This is a genomic window from Saccharothrix sp. NPDC042600, assembly GCF_040647305.1.
GTDB classification, from domain to species: Bacteria; Actinomycetota; Actinomycetes; order Mycobacteriales; family Pseudonocardiaceae; genus Actinosynnema; species Actinosynnema mutabilis.
This window is the reverse complement of record NZ_JBEZBW010000012.1, coordinates 85460-108859: the sequence shown is the minus strand read 5'-3', so window position 1 is coordinate 108859 and position 23400 is coordinate 85460. Positions and strand designations below refer to the sequence as shown.

At 71.7% G+C, this 23400-nt stretch carries 20 protein-coding genes and 1 riboswitch; of the genes, 15 read left to right on the top strand and 5 right to left on the bottom strand.

Annotated features, from left to right (window positions below; translation table 11 throughout):
- The first annotated feature begins 116 nt into the window (after positions 1–116).
- From AB0A74_RS11625 to AB0A74_RS11605, 5 genes are read left to right on the top strand one after another with little or no spacing between them, the layout of a single operon-like run.
- The gene (locus AB0A74_RS11625) at positions 117–986 is read left to right on the top strand and encodes an ABC transporter substrate-binding protein (RefSeq protein WP_358248759.1); all 870 of its coding nucleotides are present in this window, start codon (positions 117–119) and stop codon (positions 984–986) included.
- Complete coding sequence (locus AB0A74_RS11620; protein ID WP_358248758.1) at positions 976–1791, top strand: amino acid ABC transporter permease; 816 nt, start codon at positions 976–978, stop codon at positions 1789–1791. Before AB0A74_RS11625 ends, AB0A74_RS11620 begins: the two co-directional genes overlap by 11 nt.
- Entirely contained in the window at positions 1788–2546 is a 759-nt protein-coding gene (locus tag AB0A74_RS11615) for an amino acid ABC transporter ATP-binding protein (RefSeq protein ID WP_358248757.1), read from the top strand. Before AB0A74_RS11620 ends, AB0A74_RS11615 begins: the two co-directional genes overlap by 4 nt.
- 2 nt (positions 2547–2548) lie before the next feature.
- Complete coding sequence (locus AB0A74_RS11610; protein ID WP_358248756.1) at positions 2549–4582, top strand: aminotransferase class V-fold PLP-dependent enzyme; 2034 nt, start codon at positions 2549–2551, stop codon at positions 4580–4582.
- Positions 4583–4637: 55 nt separating this feature from the next.
- Positions 4638–5063 (top strand): TIGR03667 family PPOX class F420-dependent oxidoreductase, encoded by a 426-nt coding sequence (locus AB0A74_RS11605; RefSeq protein WP_358248755.1) that lies wholly within the window; start codon positions 4638–4640, stop codon positions 5061–5063.
- Here AB0A74_RS11605 and AB0A74_RS11600 read toward each other — a convergent pair.
- Positions 5035–6084: a hypothetical protein gene (locus tag AB0A74_RS11600; RefSeq protein WP_358248754.1), complete on the bottom strand. Its 1050-nt coding sequence runs from the start codon at positions 6082–6084 to the stop codon at positions 5035–5037. The genes AB0A74_RS11605 and AB0A74_RS11600 overlap by 29 nt on opposite strands.
- 177 nt (positions 6085–6261) lie before the next feature.
- On the opposite strand from AB0A74_RS11600, the gene AB0A74_RS11595 reads away from it, so the two are divergent.
- The 3 genes from AB0A74_RS11595 to cobM are packed head-to-tail and all read left to right on the top strand — an operon-like array spanning position 6262 to position 8539.
- Positions 6262–6654, top strand: coding sequence for a TIGR03618 family F420-dependent PPOX class oxidoreductase (locus AB0A74_RS11595; RefSeq protein ID WP_358248753.1), 393 nt, complete (start codon positions 6262–6264; stop codon positions 6652–6654).
- A complete protein-coding gene (cbiE, locus tag AB0A74_RS11590; RefSeq protein ID WP_358248752.1) occupies positions 6654–7799 on the top strand; it encodes a precorrin-6y C5,15-methyltransferase (decarboxylating) subunit CbiE in 1146 nt (381 codons plus the stop codon). Before AB0A74_RS11595 ends, cbiE begins: the two co-directional genes overlap by 1 nt.
- On the top strand, positions 7796–8539 hold the full coding sequence (gene cobM / locus AB0A74_RS11585; RefSeq protein ID WP_358248751.1) for a precorrin-4 C(11)-methyltransferase: 744 nt from the start codon (positions 7796–7798) through the stop codon (positions 8537–8539). The genes cbiE and cobM overlap by 4 nt, the downstream gene beginning before the upstream one ends.
- On the opposite strand, the gene AB0A74_RS11580 is transcribed toward cobM, so the two are convergent.
- Positions 8536–9582, bottom strand: a complete 1047-nt coding sequence (locus AB0A74_RS11580) for a cobalt-precorrin-5B (C(1))-methyltransferase (RefSeq protein WP_358248795.1) — start codon at positions 9580–9582, stop codon at positions 8536–8538. The genes cobM and AB0A74_RS11580 overlap by 4 nt on opposite strands.
- A gap of 26 nt (positions 9583–9608) precedes the next feature.
- On the opposite strand from AB0A74_RS11580, the gene AB0A74_RS11575 reads away from it, so the two are divergent.
- Positions 9609–10328, top strand: coding sequence for a cobalt-precorrin-6A reductase (locus tag AB0A74_RS11575; RefSeq protein ID WP_358248750.1), 720 nt, complete (start codon positions 9609–9611; stop codon positions 10326–10328).
- Here the strand turns inward: AB0A74_RS11575 and AB0A74_RS11570 are convergent.
- The 3 genes from AB0A74_RS11570 to AB0A74_RS11560 are packed head-to-tail and all read right to left on the bottom strand — an operon-like array spanning position 10303 to position 13513.
- Positions 10303–11886: a precorrin-2 C(20)-methyltransferase gene (locus tag AB0A74_RS11570; protein ID WP_358248749.1), complete on the bottom strand. Its 1584-nt coding sequence runs from the start codon at positions 11884–11886 to the stop codon at positions 10303–10305. The genes AB0A74_RS11575 and AB0A74_RS11570 overlap by 26 nt on opposite strands.
- Positions 11883–12509, bottom strand: a complete 627-nt coding sequence (locus tag AB0A74_RS11565; protein WP_358248748.1) for a precorrin-8X methylmutase — start codon at positions 12507–12509, stop codon at positions 11883–11885. Before AB0A74_RS11565 ends, AB0A74_RS11570 begins: the two co-directional genes overlap by 4 nt.
- On the bottom strand, positions 12506–13513 hold the full coding sequence (locus AB0A74_RS11560) for a hypothetical protein (RefSeq protein WP_358248747.1): 1008 nt from the start codon (positions 13511–13513) through the stop codon (positions 12506–12508). Before AB0A74_RS11560 ends, AB0A74_RS11565 begins: the two co-directional genes overlap by 4 nt.
- Before the next feature lie 6 nt (positions 13514–13519).
- Positions 13520–13656: riboswitch (cobalamin riboswitch) on the top strand.
- Between the two features lie 33 nt (positions 13657–13689).
- Between AB0A74_RS11560 and cobN the strand changes: the two genes are divergently transcribed.
- The 6 genes from cobN to AB0A74_RS11530 all read left to right on the top strand — a co-directional run bounded on the left by cobN (position 13690) and on the right by AB0A74_RS11530 (position 23347).
- The gene (gene cobN / locus AB0A74_RS11555) at positions 13690–17334 is read left to right on the top strand and encodes a cobaltochelatase subunit CobN (RefSeq protein ID WP_358248746.1); all 3645 of its coding nucleotides are present in this window, start codon (positions 13690–13692) and stop codon (positions 17332–17334) included.
- A 489-nt stretch (positions 17335–17823) separates the two neighbouring features.
- Positions 17824–19062 (top strand): extracellular solute-binding protein, encoded by a 1239-nt coding sequence (locus AB0A74_RS11550; protein ID WP_358248794.1) that lies wholly within the window; start codon positions 17824–17826, stop codon positions 19060–19062.
- Positions 19059–20051 carry a sugar ABC transporter permease gene (locus AB0A74_RS11545; protein ID WP_358248745.1) on the top strand — a complete coding sequence of 331 codons (993 nt, stop codon included), beginning with the start codon at positions 19059–19061 and terminating at the stop codon, positions 20049–20051. Before AB0A74_RS11550 ends, AB0A74_RS11545 begins: the two co-directional genes overlap by 4 nt.
- Before the next feature lies 1 nt (position 20052).
- Positions 20053–20910 (top strand): carbohydrate ABC transporter permease, encoded by an 858-nt coding sequence (locus tag AB0A74_RS11540; protein ID WP_358248744.1) that lies wholly within the window; start codon positions 20053–20055, stop codon positions 20908–20910.
- 11 nt (positions 20911–20921) lie between these two features.
- Complete coding sequence (locus tag AB0A74_RS11535; protein WP_358248793.1) at positions 20922–22319, top strand: GH1 family beta-glucosidase; 1398 nt, start codon at positions 20922–20924, stop codon at positions 22317–22319.
- Positions 22316–23347: a LacI family DNA-binding transcriptional regulator gene (locus tag AB0A74_RS11530; protein ID WP_358248743.1), complete on the top strand. Its 1032-nt coding sequence runs from the start codon at positions 22316–22318 to the stop codon at positions 23345–23347. The genes AB0A74_RS11535 and AB0A74_RS11530 overlap by 4 nt, the downstream gene beginning before the upstream one ends.
- Positions 23348–23400 lie beyond the last annotated feature (53 nt).

Here is a 23400-nt window from a genome sequence, read left to right as displayed (position 1 = left end):
CCCCGGGTTACCCGGGACAACGCGCGCGGGAACCCCACGATTCCCTTCAACGGTTTGTGGACGCCTTCAACAATCAGTTGTAACTTCCTGGGCACTCGAAGCCCCAGGAGGTGGCCGTGCCCCGCTGGATCGCCGCTCTCGCCCTCGTCGCCCTCACCGCGTGCGCCCCCGCACCCACCGAAGCGACCCCACCGACCGAGGAACCGCAGGTCGCGAAGGACGACGCCCTCGCGGCGCTGGTCCCGCCGCAGGTCGCGCGGTCGGGAAAGCTGCGCGTCGGCTCGAACGTCCAGAACCCGCCGAACAACTTCTACGCCGAGGACGGCAAGACCCCGATCGGCTCCGAGGTGGACCTGATCACCGCCGTCGCCGCGAAGCTCGGGCTGCGCGCCGAGCACCAGGACATGGCGTTCAGCTCGCTGATCACGAGCCTGCAGGCGGGCCGCATCGACGTCACCATGGCCGCGATGAACGACACCGCCGAGCGGCAGCAGAAGATCGACTTCGTCGACTACTTCACGTCCGGCATCACGATCATGGTCCGCAAGGGCAACCCGGACGGGATCAAGGGCCCGGGGGACCTGTGCGGCAAGGCGGTCGCGGTGAACCTGGGCAGCAGTCAGGAGCAGTACGCGAAGACCTACCCGTGCCCGACCGGGTCCATCGAGGTGACCGCCACCGACAGCGACACGCAGAACCAGAACCAGTTGCGCACCGGCCGGGTCGCGGCGATCCTCAACGACCTGCCCACCGCCGTGTACGTGGCGAAGACCGCGGGCGAGGGCAAGTTCTTCGAGGTGGTCGACGCGGCCCCGATCAACGGCGGCCCGTACGGCATCGGGGTCGACAAGGGCACTCCGGAGTTGGCGACGGCGATCCAGAAGGCGTTGCAGGCGTTGATCGACGACGGCACCTACCGCGGCATCCTGGAGAAGTGGGGCGTCACGCAGGGCGCCATCGCGAAGGCGACCGTCAATGGCCGATGACGACCTGCCCGTCGTCCCGCTCCGGCACCGGGGGCGGTGGGTCGGCGGCGCGCTGATCGTGGGGTTGCTGGTCGCGCTGGGGTTCGCCCTCGCCGACGCGCGGATCGACTACGCGGCCGTGCCCGGGTTCTTCGTGCACGACATCATGTTGCGCGGCTTGTGGAACACGGTCGTGCTGGCGGTGTGCGCGCAGGCCGGGGCGGTCGTGCTCGGGGTCGGGATCGCGTTGCTGCGGCGGTCGGCGAACCCCGTGGCGCGGTGGTTCGCGGCGGGGTACGTGTGGTTGTTCCGCGGGTTGCCGGTGCTGTTGCAGATCCTGTTGTGGTTCAACCTGGCGCTGGTGTTCGAGCGCATCTCGGTCCCGATGCTGTTCGAGGTGGAGACGAACGTGGTCGTCACGGCGTTCGTCGCGGCCCTGCTCGGACTGGGGCTCAACGAGAGCGCTTACATGGCCGAGATCGTGCGCGCCGGGCTGGGCAGCGTCGACCACGGGCAGGTCGAGGCGGCCAAGGCGATCGGCATGACGCCGTCCGTCGCGTTGCGGCGGGTCGTGCTGCCGCAGGCGATGCGCGTGATCATCCCGCCGACCGGCAACAACTTCATCAACATGCTCAAGGGCACGTCGATGGCGTCGGTGATCGGGTTCCTGGAGCTGGTGCACGCGGCGAACAACATCGCGTCGCGCAACCTGCAGATCATGGAGACGCTGCTCGCCGCCGCGGCCTGGTACATGGTCGTGGTGAGCGTGGCGTCGGTGGGGCAGCACTTCCTGGAACGCTTCTACGGCAAGGGGGTCGCGGCGTGAGCGTGGTGCGCGCGGTCGGGGTGCGGAAGTCGTACGGGTCGGTCGAGGTGTTGCGCGGGGTGGACCTGACGGTCGCGCAGGGACAGGTCGTGTGCCTGGTGGGGCCGTCGGGGGCGGGGAAGTCGACGTTCCTGCGGTGCGTCAACCACCTGGAGACCATCGACGCCGGGCGGATCTGGGTGGACGGGCAGCCGGTGGGGTTCCGCGAGCGGGGTGGGCGGCTGTACGAACTGCGGGAGCGGGACGTGGCGCGGCAGCGGCGGGGGATCGGGATGGTCTTCCAGCGCTTCAACCTGTTCCCGCACCGGACGGCGGTGGAGAACGTCGCGGAGGGTCCGGTGCACGTGCTGGGGGTGCCGCGGCGGGAGGCGGTCGAGGCGGCGTCGGCGTTGTTGGCGCGGGTCGGTCTGGCCGATCGGGCGGGGGCGTACCCGCACCAGTTGTCGGGCGGGCAGCAGCAGCGGGTGGCGATCGCGCGGGCGTTGGCGATGCGGCCGTCGTTGATGCTGTTCGACGAGCCGACGTCGGCGCTGGACCCGGAGCTGGTGGGCGAGGTGCTGGACGTGGTGGCGGACCTGGCGCGGGAGGGGATGACGATGGTGGTCGTGACGCACGAGATCGGGTTCGCGCGGCAGGTGGCGGACGAGGTGGTGTTCATGGTGGACGGGACGGTGGTCGAGTCGGGGCCGCCGGGGGAGGTGCTGGACAATCCGCGGGAGACACGGACAAGGCAGTTCCTCGCGAAGGTGCTCTGATCATGCGCATCCCGTCGTCCTATCTGGTCCAGTTCCAGGAGCCGGAGGGGTACCTGGACTTCGCCCGGTTCGGGCCGCCTTCGCACGCCGTGGTGGAGGAGTCCACGCGGTTGCTGGAGCGGTCGATGGGGGCGGGGCCGTCCACTGTGGACGAGTTGATGCGGGAGGAGGTGCGGGCGAAGGCGGCGGTGGCGCGGTTGTGCGGGGTGGACACCGAGCACGTCGTGTTGTCGCCGAACACCAGCACGGGTCTGTTCCAGGTGGCGCTGGCGTTGGAGGGCGAGGTCCTGGTGTCGCCGGCCGAGTTCCCGGCCAACACCTACCCGTGGGCCCGGGCGGGTGGGGCGGAGGTCCACTGGCTCCCCGCTTCGCCGGTGACCCCGGCTTCGGTCCGCGCTCATGTCACCGCGACCACCACGGCGCTTTCGGTCAGCGCGGTGGACTTCCGAACCGGCTACCGAGCCGACTTGGCCGCGCTCCGGGAGGTTCTGGGCGACCGGTTGCTGATCGTCGACGGCATCCAGGGCTTCGGCGTGGTGGATGAGCCGTGGTCGGTCGCGGACGTGTTGGTGGTGGGTGGCCAGAAGTGGCTGCGAGCAGGCTGGTCCACCGGATTCATGGTCCTGTCCGACCGCGCCCTGGACTGTCTGACGCCGGTCATGTCGGGCTGGACGGGCGCGGAAGACGCCGGATTGTTCAACAATACCCTCCACCCCAGGGCAGACGGCGCTGCTGCCTGGTCGATCACCAACCTGAGCCCCATCACGGCAGGCGCTCTGGCAACGGCTCTGGAATTGGCGGAGTTGGCAACAATCCCCGAACTCAACAAAAGAATCGTTCAACAATCCAACACCCTAGCGGACGTGATCGAGCAATCAGGCGGCCACATCGTCTCGCACCGCCCCCAAGCGTCGGGAATCGTGGCCTTCACCCTGGGCGACACCCCCACAACGCTGGTAGGCGAGGCCCTGACCCGAGAGGGCATAACAGCCACAATCCGCCCAGAACACATCCGCCTATCTCCGCACGCCTCAACCACCCCGGAAACCGCCGAGCGCTTGGCAGCGGCCCTGTCAACGCTCCGAGCCCCCGCTCGAACGCACATTGTCGTACCCACGTGGGAAAATGGAACCGGGGGCCGGAGGCCACACCCAGCCCACCCAACCAAGGCAGAACACCCCGCCACGACCGCCGCACCGGCTCCCCTCGGGACTGCGCCACTCGCCACCGAGCCCACCGCGCCAGCGCCAGCCGAGCCCACCGCGCCGAGCGAAGTCGCCGCGCCCGCCACCGAACCCACGGCCGCCGCCGGAGTAGCCCATACCGCTGACGAAGCTGCCGCCGCCGCTAGCGCCGCGCCGGCCGCCGCCCAAGCCGCCGAGGCCGCCGCGTCGAGCGCAGCCGCCGGCCCACCCGGGGTCGCCGCGCACGGCCCCGGAGTCGCGGCCGGCCCCGGGGTCGCGCCCGACATCCTCACCGCCCTCATCCCCACCGTCCACAACCTCGCCACCGCCCTCGGCCCCGGCACCGAAGTGGTCCTCCACGACCTCGCCGCGCTGCCCAACTCCATCGTCGCCATAGCCGGCGACCTCACCGGCCGGAAAGTCGGCGGCCCCATGACCGACCTGCTCCTCGGGCTCGTCCGCCGCGGCACCACGCACGACCTCCCCGGTTACGAGACCTACGCGCCCGACGGCAGGCCCATCCGCTCCTCCACCGTCTTCCTCCGCGACGCCGACGGCGTGGCCATCGGCTGCCTCTGCGTCAACAGCGACACCGGCAGCCCGAAACCCCCGGTCGAGACCTTCCCGAGCGACGTCGACACCCTCCAGCGCGTCCTCGTCGAACGGGCCATCGGCAGCGTCGGCGTGCCCGTCGAGCTGATGAAGAAGTCGCACAAGTCCCAGGTCGTCAAGATGCTCGACGACGCCGGCCTGTTCCTCATCCGCGACTCCGTCGACCACCTCGCCGGTGTGCTCGGCGTCACCCGCTACACGATCTACAACTACCTCAACGAACACCGCAAGCCGGAATAGCCGCCCCCCGCCCGGCGTTCGCAGTGATGATCAACACGAACCACTGGAGCGAACGATGAGCCTGTTACCCGACCCGTCTACCGAACTGGGCGCCCGGGTGGCCCGTGACCTCGCCGAGCGCATGATCGGGTGGATCACCTCGGTCGACCGCACCGGCACGCCGCAGCCCGCACCCGTGTGGTTCCTGTGGCATGAGGACCGGGTGCTGTTCTACTCCCAGCCCAGCGCCAAGCGGCTCGACCGGATCAAGGCCAACCCCCGCGCGTCGTTCCACCTCAACGACGAGGGCCTCGCCCACGAGCTCACCCTGTTCACCGGGACGCTGGCCCAGGCCGACGACGTCCCGCCGGCGCTGGACCACCCGGAGTTCCTCAAGAAGTACGACGAACTCGCCACGCAGAGCTTCGGCTCCACCAAGCGGTTCTCCGACCTCTACTCCGTCCCCTTTTTCTTCACCCCGGAGAAGGCGCGACTGCACTGACCGCACCCTCGTGGACCGCGGCGTGCACGGCGTCGCGGGCCGCGTTGGCCTCCTCGTCGGTCAAGGTCCGGGTCAGGTGCCGCAACACCAGGCGCAGCAACACGTTCTTCTGCCCCGGCGACGCACCCAGCCGCGCCACGGCCACCGGTGGCAGCGAAGCCACCGGCGTCTCGCCGAGCACCACGACCTCCTCCACCAGGTCGCCCAGCACCGACCGCACGACGTCCCCGATGGTCTCCCCGTCCTGCTCCGCCGCCACCGCGACCGACACGTCCCGCGTGATCGGCGGGTGCTTGGACACCGGCCGGTACGGGGCCAGGTCGAGCATCTGGGACGCCACGCGCGGCTCGGTCGCCGACAGCAGGCGGATGTCCGGCACACCCTTGCGCAGCATGAGCAACCGGTCCAGGCCCAGGCCCATCGCCAGGCCGTGGGCCCCTTCCGGCAACCACGCCCGGCTCAGCACGTGCCGCGCCGCCAGGCCGCACTCGCCGACCTCCAGCCACGAGCCGTCGACCAGCACGTCGATCTGCCGCCCGGCCGTGGTGTACGGGTGCTCGGCGGGCACCGTCCGGTAGCGCATCCCGGGCAGCGCGGCACCGATCACGACCTCGATCAACTCGTCCAGGTCCGCCCGGCGCCGGGAGATCCGCCACAGGTCGAGCTGGTGCGGCGTCCCCGAGTGGACGCGGTCGACGGTGTCGCGCCGGAACACCATCCCCACGCACGCCAGCACGACGTCGTCCCACTCTTGGGTGCCCAGCACCCGCAAAGCCGGCGGGACCATCGCGGACGTGTGGCTGCGCAGCATCCGGCCGGGCGTGGTGTAGCGGGTGTAACGAGCGTCACGAGTGATGGCGTCGGGCGGGTAGCCCAGGTTCTCGTAGTTGTCCTCGACCGCCACCTCCGGGTTCTCCCGGATCAGGCGCACCTCGGGCCCGTCGAGGGCGGCGAGGACCTGGTCGAGCAGCACTTGCATGGCGTGCGGCCCCTGGGCGGGGTCGCTGAGGTCGCGAGGCATCGCGGAAGTCCTTTGCGAAGTGGGCCGGCGGTGGAGAGGGACACATCCCCCGGGCCGGTCCGCCACCTCGGGACCGCGTCAGCGCACGCCCCGGATGGCCGGGTCTCCCGGCCGGGGGCGGCTAAATCGACGCGTCACGTTTTCGACCATAGCGTGCTCGTGCCGCATGATGCACCCATGTTGTCGAGCAAGGGCGAGGACTTCCGCGCGTTCTGGACCGAGCGCCACCTGTGCACGTTGACCACCGTGCGGTCCGACGGAACACCGCACGTGGTGCCGGTCGGCGTCACGCTGGACGTGGAATCGGCGACAGCACGGGTGATCGCCTCGCGCGGCTCGCACAAGGTGCGCCAGGTGCTCGCCGCGGGACCGGAAGGCGCGCGGGTCGCGGTGTGCCAAGTGGACGGTGCGCGATGGTCGACGTTGGAGGGCCGCGCGGTGGTCCGGCAGTCGCCCGAAGAGGTCGCCGACGCCGAACAGCGCTACGCGCAGCGCTACCGCCGGCCCCGCCCGAACCCCGAACGGGTCGTGATCGAGATCGCCGTCACGCGCGTGCTGGGCACCGTGTGATGGTGACGGTCGTGGGCATCGGCGCCGACGGCTGGGACGGGCTGTCCCCGGCCGCCCGGGAGGAGGTCTCCGCCGCCGAGGTCGTCATGGGCAGCGCCCGCCAGCTCGACCTGGTGCCCGGCGCGTTCGAACGGGTGGTCTGGCCGTCACCGCTGGTGCCCGCGCTGCCGGGGCTGCTCGACGCCCACGCCGGCCGCCGGGTGTGCGTGCTGGCCAGCGGCGACCCGATGTTCCACGGCATCGGCACCACCCTGGTCCGGCTGCTGGGCGCGGACGCGGTCCGGGTGGTGCCGCACCCGTCGTCGGTGTCGCTGGCGTGCGCCCGGCTGGGGTGGGCGCTGGACGCGGTGGACGTGGTGAGCCTGGTCGGCAAGCCCGTGTCCCTGCTCGTGCCGTTCCTGCACCCCGGGCGGCGCGTGCTGGTGCTGGGCGGGTCGCCGCCGGAGGTCGCCGCGGTGGCCGGGGACGCGCGGCTGACCGTGCTGGAGCAGCTGGGCGGGCCGGGCGAGCGCGTCCACCACGACCTGGCCGCCGCCGACCCGCTGCACGTGCTGGCCGTCGAGTGCGGACCGGGCGGGTACTCGCTGGTCCCCGGCCTGCCCGACGACGCCTACGAGCACGACGGGCAGCTGACCAAGCGCGAGGTGCGCGCGGTGTCGCTGGCGCTGCTCGGACCGCGCCCCGGCGAGCTGCTGTGGGACGTGGGCGCGGGGTCGGGCAGCATCGCCGTCGAGTGGTGCCGCACGCACCCGTCGTGCCGGGCCATCGCGGTCGAACGCTCGCCGGAACGGGCGGCGCGGATCACCCGCAACGCGCAGACCCTGGGCGTTCCCGCCGTCCGGGTCGTGGTGGGCGCGAGCCCGCAGGCGCTGGACCTGCCCACGCCGGACGCCGTGTTCATCGGCGGCGGGCTGACCGCCCCCGGTGTCGTGGAACGCTGCTGGGACGCCCTGCGGCCGGGCGGGCGGCTGGTGGCCAACGCCGTCACCGTGGAGTCCGAGGCCGTGCTCGCCCGCTGGCACGGCGAGCTGGGCGGCTCGCTCACCCGGCTGTCGGTCAGCCGGGACACCCGCGTCGGCGGTTTCACCGGCTGGCGCCCGCACATGCCCGTGACCACGTGGGCCGTGACGAAGGAGAACGCGTGACCGTCCACTTCATCGGCGCCGGACCGGGCGCGGCGGACCTGCTGACCCTGCGCGCGGCGCGGCTGCTGGAGTCGTCCCCCGTGTGCCTGTACGCGGGGGCGTTGGTGCCGGTCGAGGTGCTGTCGCACTGCCCGCCGGACGCGCGCCTGGTGGACACCGCGAACCTCGACCTGGACCAGATCACCGCCGAGCTGTCCGCCGCGCACGCCGCGGGGCACGACGTGGCGCGCCTGCACTCCGGCGACCCGTCGGTGTACTCGGCGATGGCCGAGCAGATGCGCCGCCTCGACGCCCTGGGCATCCCCTACGACGTCACCCCCGGCGTCCCGGCCTTCGCGGCGGCGGCCGCCACCCTCAAGCGCGAGCTGACCGTGCCGGGCGTGGGCCAGACCGTGATCCTGACCCGGACTTCCGCGCGGGCCACGCCCATGCCGCCGGGGGAGGACCTGGCCACGCTGGGCCGGTCCCGCGCCACGCTGGTGCTGCACCTGGCCGTGCAGCGGGTGGACGAGGTGGTGGCCGAGCTGCTGCCGTCCTACGGCCCGGACTGCCCGGCGGCCGTCGTCGCCTACGCCAGCCGTGACGACGAGGTCGTGCTGCGCGGCACCCTGTCCACGATCGGCGCGCTGGTCCACGAGGCCGGCATCAAGCGCACCGCGGTGATCATCGTCGGGGACGTGCTGGCCGCCGAGGGCTTCACCGACAGCCACCTGTACTCCGTGGACCGATGCCGGAGCTAGGCGCGGCCGACGATCGTGCCCCCGCGGTCGATGACGATCACGTCGACCGCGACCGGCGCGCCCTTCAGGACGTCCTCGGCGGTGCGCTGGGCCCGTTGGGCGACCAGGTCGCCGAACGGGACGCCGGCCTCCTGGCACAGGTGCAGCGCGCCCAGGGCGGTGTTGGCCGTGCGGACCCGCTCGGCCAAGTCCGGGTCGTCGACGAGGGACGCCAGGAAGTCGTGGTTGACCTGCGAACGGCCCGAGTGCAGGTCGAGGTGGCCGTCCGCGAGCTTGGACAGCTTGCCGATGCCGCCCGCGATGGTCAGCCGCGGCACGGGGTGGCGCTTGAGGTACTTCAGCACCGCGCCCGCGAAGTCGCCCATGTCGAGCAGGGCGTCCTCGGGCAGCCCGTGCACGGCGGCGGCGACCTTCTCCGACGTGCTGCCGGTGCACCCGGCGACGTGGGTGTACCCGGCGGCGCGGGCCACGTCGATGCCGCGCCGGATGCTGTCGATCCACGCCGAGCACGAGTACGGCACGACGATGCCCGTGGTGCCCAGGATGGACAGCCCGCCGAGGATGCCCAGGCGCGGGTTCCAGGTCTTCTTGGCCAGCTCCTCGCCGTGCTCGACGGAGATCTCCACCACGACGTCCCCGGTGCCGCCGTGCGCGCGGGCGACGCGTTCGACGTGCTCGCGCATCATCTGCCGGGGCACGGGGTTGATGGCCGGCTCGCCGACCGGCAGCGGCAGGCCGGGCTTGGTGACCGTGCCGACGCCCGGCCCGGCCTCGAACGTGACGCCCGTGCCGGGCGCGCCGTGGCGGACCGTCGAGCGGATGAGCGCGCCGTGGGTGACGTCCGGGTCGTCGCCGGCGTCCTTCACGACGGCGGCGGACGCGTGGTCGGCCGCGAGTTCCTCCCGGGCCAGCGCGAAGGCCGGGGTCTGGCCCTTGGGCAGCAGGATCTCCACCGGGTCGGGGAACTCGCCGGTGAGCAGCGCCGTGTAGGCGGCGGTGGTGGCGGCCGTGGCGCAGGCCCCGGTCGTCCACCCGTAGCGCAGGTTCACGGGGTCAGGATGCAACAGCCATGAGAACGGTGTTGGTGCTGGGTGGCACCGCCGAGGGCCGCGCCCTCGCCGGTGCGCTGGTGGGCGGCGTTCGGGTGGTGTCGTCGCTGGCCGGGCGGGTGAGCGCGCCCCGGTTGCCGGTCGGCGAGGTGCGGATCGGGGGGTTCGGCGGGGTGGCCGGGCTGGTCGGGTACCTGCGGGCCGAGGGGGTGTCGGCGGTCGTGGACGCCACGCACCCGTTCGCCGGGGGGATCACCGCCAACGCCGCCGAGGCGTGCCGGGTGGCCGGGGTGCCGTTGCTGGTGTTGCGCCGACCCGGGTGGGAGGCGGTCGCCGGGGACGACTGGACCCGGGTGGACTCGCTGGCCGAGGCGGCGGCGGCGGTGGGGGAGCGCCGGGCGTTCATCACCACCGGGCGGCAGGGGCTCGCGGCGTTCCGCGGCGGGGTCGCTCGGACGGTGGACCCGCCCGAGCCGCCCGTTCCCGGCGTGACCGTCCTGCTCGACCGCGGCCCGTACACCGTGGCCGGCGAGGTGGCCCTGATGCGGGAACACCGCATCGAGGTGCTCGTGACCAAGGACAGCGGCGGCCCGATGACCGCCGCGAAGCTCACCGCGGCCCGGGAGCTGGGCATCCCCGTCATCGTGGTCCGGCGACCGCCCCTGCCCGACGGGGTCGAGGTGGTCGGGACGGTCGCCGAAGCCGTCGAGTGGGTCAGCCGGGGTAGCGGCGCGGGGTGAACACGGTCCCCCGGGCCGACACGCGAGTCTGCGACGAGCCGACCAGCAGCAGGCACCGCATGTCCACGGTGGCCGGGTCGAGGTCGGCCAGGCGGACCACCCGGACCTCCTCCTCCGGCCCGCCGACGTCGCGGCCCACCACGACCGGCGTGTCCGGCGAGCGGTGCTCCAGCAGCAGGTCGCGGGCGCGTTCGACCTGCCACGTGCGGCTGCGCGAGGCCGGGTTGTAGATCGCCAGCACCAGGTCGGCGGCTGCCGCCGCGGCCAGGCGGGACGCGATGACGTCCCACGGCTTGAGGCGGTCGGACAGGGAGACCACGGCGTAGTCGTGGCCCAGCGGGGCCCCGGCGCGGCTGGCGACGGCGTGCGCGGCGGTCATGCCGGGCAGCACCCGGACCGGCACGTCGGCGAACTGCTCCTCCGCCGCCACCTCCAGCACGGCGCTGGCCATCGCGAACACCCCGGGGTCACCGGAGGACACCACGGCCACCCGCCGGCCCCGCTTGGCCAGGTCCAACGCGAACGCCGCCCGCTCGGACTCGACCTTGTTGTCCGAGGCGTGCTTGCGCTGGCGGGGGCCGGCGGACACGCGGTTGAGGTAGGTGACGTACCCGACCAGGTCATCGGCCGACGCGAGGGCCTGACGCGCTTCGGGGGTGAGCCACTCGGGGCCCGCCGGCCCCAAACCCACCACGACCACCTCGCCCCGCACCGAGCCGCCGCCCGCCGAGCCGCCGCCCGCCGAGCCGCCGGCCGCCGAGCCGTCCGCCGCGGAGCCGCCGTCCGCCGCCGAGCCGTCCGCCGCCGAGCCGTCCGCAGCGGCGCTGCTCTCGGCATGGTCGGCCGGTGCGGGGGCTTTGCTCGGCAGGAGGGCCAGCGAGAAGTACGGCACCCCGTCCGCGTCCACTTCGGACAGTGGCGCGGTGCGCTGCTTGCCGGTCGTCGCCCGTTCGACGTACCAGGCCTCGGCCAGCCGCCCCGACCGCTCCAACGCCTCCCGCACCCGCGGGAACGTCCGCCCCAGCTTCATGATCGCCACCGGGTCGCCGGTCGCCAGGTGCGCCGCCAACGCGTCCGCGGGCAGCGTCCCCGGCAGCACGGTCAGCACCTCGTCCCGCTCCACCAACGGCTTCCCGATCACCGCCGCCCCGGCCGACACCGACGTCACCCCGGGCACGACCTCCGCCGGGTACCGGTGCGCCAACCGCTTGTGCAGGTGCATGTACGAGCCGTAGAAGAACGGGTCGCCCGCCGCCAGCACCACAACGGTCCGCCCCGCGTCCAGGTGCGCCGCCAACCGCGCCGCGCACTCCTCGTAGAACGCGTCGATCTCGCCCTGGTAGTCGTCGGTGTCCTCGGTCGTGACCGGGTACACCAGCTGCTCCTCGATCTGACCCTCGCGCAGGTAGCGGGCGGCGATGTTCCGGGCCACGCTGCGGCCGTGCCGCGCGCTGTGGAACACCACCACGTCGGCCTCGCCGATCAGCCGCGCCGCCTTGACGGTCACCAGCTCCGGGTCGCCCGGCCCCACTCCGACCCCGTACAGCCTGCCCGTCATTCTTCCTCGCTCGCGATCGCGTTGACGGCCGCCGCGGTCATGGCGCTGCCGCCCCGACGCCCGCGCACGACCAGGTACTCCAGGCCAAGGTCGTTGGCCGCCAACGCGTCCTTCGACTCCGCCGCGCCGATGAACCCGACCGGCACGCCCAGCACGGCGGCGGGCCTCGGCGCGCCCGCGGCCACCATGTCCAGCAGGTGGAACAACGCCGTCGGCGCGTTGCCGATGGCCACCACCGCGCCCTCCAGGCGCTCACCCCACAGCTCCAGCGCCGCCGCGCTGCGCGTGTTGCCCATCTTCGCGGCCAACTCCGGCACCCGCGGGTCGGACAACGTGCACAGCACCTCGTTGTCCGTGGGCAACCGCTTGCGCGTCACGCCCGCCGCCACCATCTGCGCGTCGCACAGGATCGGCGCGCCCGCCAACAGCGCCGCCCGCGCGGCAGCCACCACACCGGGGGAGTAGGCGATGTCCCCGACCAGGTCGACCATGCCGCAGGCGTGGATCATCCGCACCGCGACCCGCGCCACGTCCGCCGGCAGCCCGGCCAGGTCCGCCTCGGCGCGGATGGTCGCGAACGACTGGCGGTAGATCTCCGCGCCGTCCTTGATGTAGCTGGTCACCTGATCTCCTCGTACCCGTCGCCGGTCGCGACGTACTCCACCACGTCCCCCGCCGGCCGTCCGCACCGCCGCGCGCAGCCCGACCAGTGCACCCGGCCCGCGTGCGGCGTGCCGATCCACGCCGTGACGTCCGCCCGCACGTCCGACAGCGACTTCGCGCACCCCGGCCGCCCGGTGCACGCGCTCACCCCGTGCCACGGCGAGTCCGGCGAGGTGAACAGCCCCGTGGTGTCCGTCCCGACCGGCACCACCAGGCTGCGCCAGGGCGTGATCCGCACCGGCACGCCGGCCGGCAGCCGCGCGTCCAACCGACCCAGCGGCACACCCGCCACGACGACGTCGCCGTGCACCCCGGGTGCGACCGGAGTCACAGTCGGGACAAGCCTTTCGGCGACCGGCTCGCCCAGGGCGTCCGTGATCTTCCGCACACCGGAGTCCACTTCGGACAGCCGCCAGGCGCTGCCGCGGATCTCCCGGAACAGCCGGGAAGCCGCCACCACGGCCGCCACTGGATCGGTCACGCGCAGCCCGGAATCGGTTCCGGCCAGGAACAACGCGTCACCCACCAGGCCGATGTCACCGCCCAGCCCGCTCACGCCTGCACCCACCGTGACCAGGAACCGCCCCGGCAGGTCGGCCAGCTCCGGCACCGCGCACAGCGCGCGGTCGATCTCGTCGACCAACCCCTGGTTGTCCTCCAGCGGCGCGGCGATGATGTTGCGCATCCGCTCGTGGGTCCGCGAGGGCAGGAGGCCGATGTCGGCCAGGAGCGCTCCCAGGACGTGTTCGGCACCCGGTCGCAAGCCCCTGATCTGCACGTTCGCCCGCGAGGTCAGTTCCAGCGACCCGTCGCCCAGCTCCAGCGCGGCCCCGCGCAGGGCGTCGAACTGAGCCGCCGACAGGGTCCCGCCGGGCACCCGGACGCGCGCCAGACCGCCGTCGGCCGCCTGGTGCACGTCGACGGCGCCGGGGCACGCGTCGGGTCGTTCACGCTCCTGGGGCATGGGCTGGATGCTAACGCCCGTTAGGGTTGTCCCCGAACGGCGAAGCAACAGGAGGAAGCCGGTGCGAGTCCGGCGCGGTCCCGCCACTGTGACCGGGTGCGAGCCCGGGAGTCAGGAACTCCGCCCGCCGTCCCCTACGACCTGGGGCGAGGACCCCCGAGGGATGGAGCCCGCACGTGATCCTGCTGCTGTCGACCTCCGACACCGACCTGCTGTCCGCTCGCGCGAGCGGCGCGGACTACCGGCTGGGCAACCCCGCCCGGCTCACCGTGGACGACCTGCCCGCCCTGGTCGAGGGCGTGGACCTGGTGGTCGTGCGCATCCTCGGCGGTCGCCGGATGTGGGAGGAGGGCCTGGACTGGCTGCTGGCCGGCCCGCGCCCGGTCGTGGTGCTCGGCGGTGAGCAGAACCCGGACGCGCCGCTGATGGAGCTGTCCACCGTGCCCGGTGGGGTGTGCGCGGAGGCGCACGCGTACCTGGCGCACGGCGGTCCGGCGAACCTGGCCGAGCTGTTCAAGTTCCTGAGTGACACGGTCCTGCTGACCGGCTACGGCTTCACCCCGCCCGTCGCCGCGCCCTCCTGGGGCGTGCTGGAGCGGCCTGCGGCCCCCGCTTCGATTGTCCCACCGGGGTCTGACAATTCGGCGGTTCCGTCGGGGTCCGACAATTCGGCGGAGTCCGACAGCGGGGATCGGCGTCCGGTGGTGGCGGTGTTGTACTACCGGGCGCACCACGTGGCCGGGAACACCGCGTTCGTGCACGTCCTGTGCGACGCGATCGAGGCCAAGGGCGGCCGGGCGCTGCCGATCTACTGCGCGTCCCTGCGCACCGCCGAGCCCGAGCTGCTCGCCGAACTCGGCAAGGCCGACGCGCTGGTGGTGACCGTGCTCGCGGCCGGCGGCACCAAGCCCGCCACCGCCTCCGCCGGTGGCGACGACGACGCGTGGGACGTGGGCGCGCTGGCGGCGCTGGACATCCCGATCCTGCAAGGCCTGTGCCTGACCTCCAGTCGCGCCGCGTGGGACGAGAACGACGACGGGCTGTCCCCTTTGGACACCGCCACGCAGGTCGCCATCCCCGAGTTCGACGGCCGGATCATCACCGTCCCCTTCTCCTTCAAGGAGATCGACGAGGACGGCCTGACCGTCTACGTGGCCGACCCCGAGCGCGCGCTGCGCGTGGCGGGCATCGCCGTGCGGCACGGCAGGCTGCGGCACATCCCCAACGCCGACAAGAAGATCGTCGTCATGCTGGCGGCCTACCCGACCAAGCACTCCCGCATCGGCAACGCGGTCGGCCTGGACACCCCGGCCAGCGTCGTGCGGCTGCTCAAGGCGTTGCGCGACAACGGCTACGACATCGGCGACGACCTGCCCGGCGTCGACGACCTCGACGGCGACGCCCTGATCCACGCCCTCATCGCCGCCGGCGGTCAGGACGCGGACTGGCTCACCGAGGAGCAGCTCCAGGGCAACCCGGTGCGCATCAAGGCCTCCGCCTACCGCGAGTGGTTCGCCACCCTCCCGGAGGACACCCGGCAGGAGATCGAACAGCACTGGGGCGCGGCGCCCGGCGAGCTGTTCGTGGACCGGTCCCGGGACCAGGACGGCGAGATCGTGCTGGCCGCCCTGCGGTCGGGCAACGTCGTGGTCATGGTCCAGCCGCCGCGCGGCTTCGGCGAGAACCCGATCGCCATCTACCACGACCCGGACCTGCCGCCGAGCCACCACTACCTGGGCGCGTACCGGTGGCTGGAGTCGGAGTTCGGCGCGGACGCCGTCGTGCACGTCGGCAAGCACGGCAACCTGGAGTGGCTGCCCGGCAAGGCGGTCGGCCTGTCCGCCGGCTGCGGCCCGGACGCCGCGCTGGGCGACCTGCCGCTGGTCTACCCGTTCCTGGTCAACGACCCGGGCGAGGGCACCCAGGCCAAGCGCCGCGTGCACGCCACCCTGGTCGACCACCTGGTCCCGCCGATGGCCCGCGCCGACAGCTACGGCGACATCGCCCGGCTGGAGCAGCTGCTGGACGAGCACGGCAACATCGCCGCGATGGACCCGGCGAAGCTGCCCGCCATCCGCGCCCAGATCTGGACGCTGATCCAGGCCGCGAAGCTCGACCACGACCTGGGCATCGAGGACCGGCCGCACGACGCCGAGTTCGACGAGCTGATCCTCCACGTGGACGGCTGGCTGTGCGAGGTCAAGGACGTCCAGATCCGCGACGGCCTGCACGTGCTGGGCGAGCCGCCGACCGGCGAGACCCGGGTCAACCTGGTGCTCGCGATCCTGCAGGCCAAGCAGATGTGGGCCGGTCAGGTCGCCGCCCTCCCCGGCCTGCGCGAGGCCCTGGGTCTCAAGGACTCCACCCGCACCTCGGTGGACGCCGTCGAGGCCGAGGCCCGCGCGCTGGTGCAGGCGATGGAGGACGCCGACTGGGACCCGGCCGTCGCGCGGACGTTGACCGACAACGAGGACGTGGCGCGCATCCTGGAGTTCGGCGCGCTGGAGGTCGTGCCGCGGTTGGCGCGCACCACCGACGAGATGGCCAACACGCTGCACGCGCTCAACGGCGGGTACGTCCCGGCCGGGCCGAGCGGGTCCCCGCTGCGCGGCCTGGTGAACGTGCTGCCGACCGGCCGCAACTTCTACTCCGTGGACCCCAAGGCGGTGCCGTCCAAGCTGGCCTGGGAGACCGGGCACGCCATGGCGGAGTCCCTGCTGGAGCGCTACCGCGCCGACCACGACGGGCAGTGGCCGCCGTCCGTGGGCCTGTCGGTGTGGGGCACCAGCGCGATGCGCACGGCCGGTGACGACATCGCGGAGGTCCTCGCCCTGATGGGCGTCCGCCCGGTGTGGGACGACCAGTCCCGGCGCGTCACGGGCCTGGAACCGATCCCGCTGGACGAGTTGGGCCGCCCGCGCATCGACGTGACGGTCCGCATCTCGGGCTTCTTCCGCGACGCGTTCCCGCACGTGGTGGCCCTGCTGGACGACGCCGTGCAACTCGTCGCCGCACTGGACGAGCCCGCCGAGGACAACTACGTCCGGGCGCACGCCCAAGCGGCCGAGTCCGAGCACGGCGACCGCCGCCGCGCCACGCTGCGCATCTTCGGCTCCAGGCCGGGCGCGTACGGCGCGGGCCTGCTGCCGCTGATCGACAGCCGCAACTGGCGCGACGACGCCGACCTCGCCGAGGTGTACGCGGTGTGGGGCGGGTACGCCTACGGCCGCGAGTTGGACGGCGTCGAGGCGCGCACCGACATGGAGAGCGCGTACAAGCGGATCGCGGTGGCCGCCAAGAACATCGACACCCGCGAGCACGACATCGCCGACTCCGACGACTACTTCCAGTACCACGGCGGCATGGTCGCCACCGTCCGGGCGCTGACCGGCAAGGCCCCCGCCGCCTACGTCGGCGACAGCACCCGCCCGGACGCCGTCCGCACCCGCACGCTGCACGAGGAGACCAACCGCATCTTCCGCGCCCGCGTGGTCAACCCGCGCTGGCTGGCCGCGATGCGCAAGCACGGTTACAAGGGCGCGTTCGAATTGGCCGCGACCGTGGACTACCTGTTCGGCTACGACGCGACCACCGGGGTGGTGGCGGACTGGATGTACGAGCAGTTGGCCGCGAGTTACGTGCTGGACCCGGAGAACCGGAAGTTCCTGTCCGAGTCGAACCCGTGGGCGTTGCACGGCATTTCGGAGCGGCTGCTGGAGGCGGCGGACCGGGGGATGTGGGAACACCCGGAACAGGAGACGTTGGACGCCTTGAAGGCGGTTTACCTGGAGACGGAAGGCGACTTGGAAGACGGTCGCTGAAGCATTCAGGCGTCGCGGCGCGCACCCTTTGTGGGTGTGCGCCGCACGTGTTTTCAGGGGTCGCGCGCATTGCTTTTCCGATGCCGAGAAGCGCGTCGCCCGCTTGAAGGGTCACCCGATCGAGCGCTTGAGCCACGTCACCGCGAATAGTCGCGTTTCCCGCTCCACAGACCGCCGGCGGGCAATGGTCGGGTGGCCGGGGGAATGGGGAGCCGCCGGTTGGAGCACCAGCCCAGGGCCGTCTGGGAGCGCTCCACGGCGTGGCGCTGAGTACCGAGTCCGTCTCTGTGCGGATTGGTCCGCATAGTCCGGTCGGTCTTCCTTGCCACGTAGGTAACAGCGCGGACACGAGTGCTTGACACGTGTGCGTGGGGAGAACCACACTCGCCGAAACCTGGGAGCGCTCCCAGAACGTCACCGCCGATCAACTGAGGAGTTCTCGTGCGCAACCGTCGAGCGGGCTTGGCCAAGGTCGTGGCCTGCACCGCAGTGCTCGCCGCAGTCACCGCGGCATGTGGTTCGGGGGGTTCCGGCGCGTCCCCGGACGGCAAGGTCGAGCTGACCGTCGCCACGTTCAACGAGTTCGGGTACGAGGAACTGTTCAAGGAGTACGAGGCCGCGAACTCGAACGTCAAGATCACGCACCGCAAGACCGGCCAGGGCAACCCCCACCACCAGAACCTGTTCACCAAGCTGGGCGCGGGTTCCGGGCTCGCCGACGTCGAGGCCGTCGAAGAGGGCTACCTCAGCCAGGTCATGGCCAAGTCCGGCCAGTTCAACGACCTCAAGGAGATCGGCCCGGCGGACGTGCGCGCCGACCGCTGGCTGCAGTGGAAGACCGACGCCGTCACCACCAAGGACGGCAAGCTCATCGGCTACGGCACCGACATCGGCCCGCTGGCCATGTGCTACCGCAAGGACCTCTTCGAGGCCGCCGGCCTGCCCAGCGACCCCGAGGGCGTGAAGGCCCTGTTCACCACGTGGGACGCCTACTTCGAGGCCGGCGACAAGTACGTCAAGGCCACCGGCAAGCCGTGGTTCGACTCGGCCGCGCAGATCTTCAACCCCATGCACAACCAGGCCAAGACCGGCTACTTCGACCGCGACGACAAGCTCGTGATCGAGACCAACGACGACCAGAAGATCTGGCAGCAGGTCACCGGCGCGGTCGCGCGCGGCCAGTCGGCCAAGCTCGTCGCGTGGAGCCCGGAGTGGCAGAACGGCTTCAAGCAGTCGGCCTTCGCCACCAAGACCTGCCCGTCCTGGATGCTGGGCGTGATCGAGGGCAACGCCGGCCCCGAGCACAAGGGCCACTGGGCCGTCACGGCCGCCTTCCCCGGCGGCGGCGGCAACTGGGGCGGCTCGTACCTGACCGTGCCCAAGCAGAGCAAGAACGCCAAGGAGGCCGCGAAGCTCGCCGCGTGGCTGACCGCCCCCGAGCAGCAGATCAAGGCGTTCGTCGCCAAGGGCACCTTCCCCAGCCAGACCCAGGCGCTGATCTCGCCGGAGCTGCTCAACAAGACCAACGACTACTTCGGCGGTGAGAAGGTCGGCCTCCTGTTCGCCGAGCAGGCCAACAAGGTCGCCGGCGCCCAGTACAAGGGCCCGAAGGACGGCGAGATCCAGGACAACGTGATCGCGCCGGCGCTCCAGGCGGTCGAGCAGGGCAAGACCGCGGAAGAGGGCTGGCAGCAGGTCGTCGAGGGAGCCAAGAAGGCTGCCAAGTGACCACCGAACTCACGGTCGCGCGCGGGCGGGGCGTCGAGCCCCGCCCGCCGCGGCGCGCGGACGAGGACGTCAAGCTCCCGTGGCGGCACCGCCTCACGCGCCTGGACGTCAAGTACTCGCCTTACCTGTTCATCGCCCCGTTCTTCGTCCTGTTCGCCATCACGGGCCTGTTCCCGCTGGTCTACACGGCCTACGTGTCGCTGTTCGACTGGGAGTTGGGCGCGGACGAGACGCCGTTCATCGGCGTCGAGAACTACGTCACCCTCGCCACCGACGACCAGTTCTGGAACGCGCTGGTCAACACGCTGAGCATCTTCGTGCTCTCCAGCGGCCCGCAGGTCGTCGTGGCGGTGCTGCTCGCGGTGCTGCTCAACACCGCGTTGCGCGCGCGGACCGCGTGGCGCATGGGCGTCCTCCTGCCCTACGTGGCCAGCCTCGTCGCCCTGACGATCATCTTCGGCGACCTGTTCGGCCCGCAGTACGGCATGGTCAACAACGTCCTGGAGTTCTTCGGGATCGACAAGATCGACTGGCAGGCCGACCGCTGGTGGAGCCACGTCGCCATCGCCACCATGGTCAACTGGCGCTGGACGGGCTACAACGCGCTGATCGTGCTGGCCGCCATGCAGGCCATCCCGAGGGACGTCTACGAAGCCGCCATCGTGGACGGCGCGAGCCGGGCCCGGCAGTTCTTCAGCATCACCCTGCCGCTGCTGCGCCCGACGCTGATCTTCGTGATCGTCACCTCGACCATCGGCGGGTTGCAGATCTTCACCGAGCCCAAGCTGTTCGCCCCGGCCGGGAGCAGCAACGGCGGCGCGACCAACCAGTACCAGACGGTCGTGCTCTACATGTACCAGTCGGGTTTCCAGTCCCAGGACCTCGGCTACGCCTCGGCCATGGCCTGGGTGCTGTTCCTGATCATCATCGCCATCGCGGGGATCAACTTCCTGCTCACCCGCCGCCTCGCCGGCACCGGGGAGGGCTGACATGCTCCAGAAGCAAAGCACCGCGACGCGCGCCCGCAAGGCCCCGTCCCCGCTGGCCAAGCGGCCCGGGTTCGGCGTCTACGGGCTGCTCATCGCCTTCATCCTCGGGTCGGCCTTCCCGTTCTACTGGTCGTTCGTCGTCGCCAGCAACGACGACGCCGCCGACACACCCCTGCTGCCCGGCGGCAAGTTCTTCACCAACGCGGCACGCGTGTTCGACACCATCCCGTTCTGGAAGGCGCTGGGCAACAGCGTCATCGTCTCCGGCACGGTGACGCTGTCGGTCGTGCTGCTGTCGACGCTGGCCGGGTTCGCCTTCGCCAAGCTGCGGTTCAAGGGGCGCGGCCCGCTGCTGGTGTTCGTCGTCGCCACGCTGGCGGTGCCGACCCAGCTCGGGATCATCCCGCTCTACATGGCGATGGCCGAGTTCGGCTGGTCCGGCACGCTCGGCGCGGTCATCATCCCGAACCTGATCACCGCGTTCGGCGTGTTCTGGATGCGCCAGTACATCGTGGACGCCGTCCCCGACGAGCTGATCGAGGCCGCGCGCATGGACGGGTGCAGCCTGCTGCGGACGTTCTGGCACGTGTGCCTGCCGGCCGTGCGCCCGGCCGCCGCCATGCTCGGCGTCTTCACGTTCATGATGTCCTGGAACGACTTCCTCTGGCCGCTGGTCGCGCTCAACGCGGAGAACCCGACCATGCAGGTGGCCCTGGAGAAGCTCCAGAGCGGCTACTACGTCGACAACTCGCTCGTGCTCGCCGGGACCACGCTGGCCACGGTCCCGATCTTGCTCGTGTTCCTCGTACTCGGGCGGCAGATCGTCGCCGGGATCATGCAGGGTGCTGTGAAGGGGTAGCTGTGGAGTCCATTTCCTTTCCCGAGGGCTTCGTCTGGGGCGCCGCGACCGCGGCGTTCCAGGTCGAGGGCGCGACCACCGTGGACGGTCGCACCAAGTCCATCTGGGACACGTTCTGCGAGGTGCCGGGGGCCGTGGTCGGCGGCGACACCGGTGAGCCCGCGGCCGACCACTACTACCGCGTCGAGTCCGACGTCCAGTTGATGGCCGACCTGGGCCTGCACGCCTACCGGTTCTCCACCGCGTGGCCGCGGGTGCGGCCCGACGCCGGCCCGGTCAACCAGGCCGGCCTGGACTTCTACTCCCGGCTGGTGGACGCGCTGCTGGAGAAGGGCATCACGCCCTGGCTGACCCTCTACCACTGGGACCTGCCGCAGACCCTGGAGGACAAGGGCGGCTGGGCCAACCGGGACACCGCGTACCGCTTCGCCGAGTACGCCGAGTCGGTCGTCGGCGCGCTGGGTGACCGGGTGGTCAACTGGACCACGCTCAACGAGCCGTGGTGCTCCTCGTTCCTGAGCTACGCGGCGGGCATCCACGCGCCCGGCCGGCAGGAGCCGGAGGCCGCCGTCGCGGCGGTCCACCACCTGCTGCTCGGGCACGGGCTTGCCGTCGAAGCGATTCGCGCGCAGGCGACGGACGTCAAGGTCGGCATCACGCTCAACATGTACCCGATCATCCCGGCCGACCCCGACGACCCGGCAGACCTGGACGCGGCCCGGCGGCTGGACGGGCTGCAGAACCGGATCTTCCTGGACCCGCTGTTCAAGGGCGAGTACCCGGAGGACATCGTGCAGGACCTGACCCCCTACGGGTTCACCAAGCACATCCGGGCCAACGACCTGGAGATCATCTCCACGCCGTTGGACCAGTTGGGCGTGAACTACTACGCCGAGCACTTCGTCAGCGGCACCCCGGCGCCGGCCGCCCCGGTCGCCGAGGGCAGGCGGGCCACCGGGTCGCCGTGGGTGGGCGCGGAGCACGTGTCCTTCCCCAGCCGGGGCCTGCCGCGCACCGACATGGACTGGGAGGTCGAGCCGGACGGGCTGAAGAAGGTGCTGGTCCGGGTCGCGCGGGAGTACACCGACATCCCGCTGTACGTGACCGAGAACGGCGCGGCCTACCCGGACGCCATCGGCGACGACGGCTCGATCGAGGACGTCGACCGGCTCAACTACATCGACGGGCACCTGCGGGCGGCGTGGGAGGCCATCCAGGAGGGCGTGGACCTGCGCGGCTACTTCGCCTGGTCGCTGATGGACAACTTCGAATGGGCGGAGGGTTACGCCAAGCGGTTCGGGATCGTGCATGTCGACTACGAGACGCAGGTCCGGACACCTAAGATGAGCGCCATGTGGTACTCGAAGGTTGCCCGGGGCAACGCGCTCGCAGCGACGGCCGCCTCGTGACCGATGCCGTTGACCCGCCCAAGGCGCGCCGACCCAACACCCGGCTCGAAGAGGTGGCCCGGGCCGCCGGGGTGTCCAAGTCCACCGTGTCACGGGTGATCAACGGCGAACCGTACGTCAGCTCGAAGGCGCGTGAGGCCGTGCACCAGGCCATCACGCGCCTCGGCTACAGCCCCAACCAGGCCGCCCGCACCCTGGCCGGCAGCCGCGCGAACTGCATCGCGCTGGTCGTGTCGGAACAGGGCAGCCGGGTGCTCGCGGACCCGTTCTTCGCCGGCGTGCTGCGCGGCGTGCACGCCGAACTGGCGGGCAAGCGGGTCCAGCTCGTCCTCATGATGAGCAAGGAGGGCGACGAGCAGGACCTGGTGAACTACCTGTGCGGCGGCCACGTCGACGGCGTGCTGGTGATCAGCCTGCACGGCCAGGACCCGCTGCCCAGGACGCTCGCCGACGCGGGCCTGCCGACCGTCGTGGGCGGCAGGCCGCTGGGCGCCGGCGGCGTGCCCTATGTGGACTCGGACAACTTCAACGGGGCCATGGAGGCGGCGCGGTACCTGGCGTCGCTGGGCCGGCGGCGGGTGGCGACCATCGCCGGGCCGCGGGACATGGCGGTGGGCATGGACCGGCTGTCCGGGTGGAAGCGCGGGATGTCGCAGGCCCGGCTGCCGGTCGACCTGGTCGCCTACGGGGACTTCACCCCGGAGAGCGGCGCGGCGGCGATGGAGGAGCTGCTGTCGCGTTCGCCGGACATCGACGCGGTGTTCGTCGCGGCCGACATCATGGCGTTGGGCGCTCTGCAGACCCTGCACGCGCACGGGAAGCGGGTGCCCGAGGACGTCGCGGTCGTCGGGTTCGACGACCTGATGATCGCCTCCACCGCGGTCCCGCCGTTGACCACGATCCGGCAGGACGTCGAGCAGTTGGGGCGGACCATGACGTGGCGGCTGATGGCGGAACTGGCGGGCGAGGAGAACCTGCCGCCGTTCCTGCTGCTGCCCACGGCGATGGTGAAGCGCGGCAGCGCCTGACCCGACCTGCGCCTTCGCGCGGGCCGCGCACGCGCGGGTCGGGTTGAGCGCGC

Coding starts and splice junctions, on each gene's coding strand:
- AB0A74_RS11605 (WP_358248755.1), top strand. CDS start 4,638: ATGAGCCTGTTACCCGACCCGTCTACCGAACTGGGCGCCCGGGTGGCC.
- AB0A74_RS11595 (WP_358248753.1), top strand. CDS start 6,262: ATGTTGTCGAGCAAGGGCGAGGACTTCCGCGCGTTCTGGACCGAGCGC.
- AB0A74_RS11600 (WP_358248754.1), bottom strand. CDS start 6,084: ATGCCTCGCGACCTCAGCGACCCCGCCCAGGGGCCGCACGCCATGCAA.
- AB0A74_RS11570 (WP_358248749.1), bottom strand. CDS start 11,886: ATGACGGGCAGGCTGTACGGGGTCGGAGTGGGGCCGGGCGACCCGGAG.
- AB0A74_RS11540 (WP_358248744.1), top strand. CDS start 20,053: ATGCTCCAGAAGCAAAGCACCGCGACGCGCGCCCGCAAGGCCCCGTCC.
- AB0A74_RS11575 (WP_358248750.1), top strand. CDS start 9,609: ATGAGAACGGTGTTGGTGCTGGGTGGCACCGCCGAGGGCCGCGCCCTC.
- cbiE (WP_358248752.1), top strand. CDS start 6,654: ATGGTGACGGTCGTGGGCATCGGCGCCGACGGCTGGGACGGGCTGTCC.
- AB0A74_RS11610 (WP_358248756.1), top strand. CDS start 2,549: ATGCGCATCCCGTCGTCCTATCTGGTCCAGTTCCAGGAGCCGGAGGGG.
- AB0A74_RS11620 (WP_358248758.1), top strand. CDS start 976: ATGGCCGATGACGACCTGCCCGTCGTCCCGCTCCGGCACCGGGGGCGG.
- AB0A74_RS11560 (WP_358248747.1), bottom strand. CDS start 13,513: ATGCCCCAGGAGCGTGAACGACCCGACGCGTGCCCCGGCGCCGTCGAC.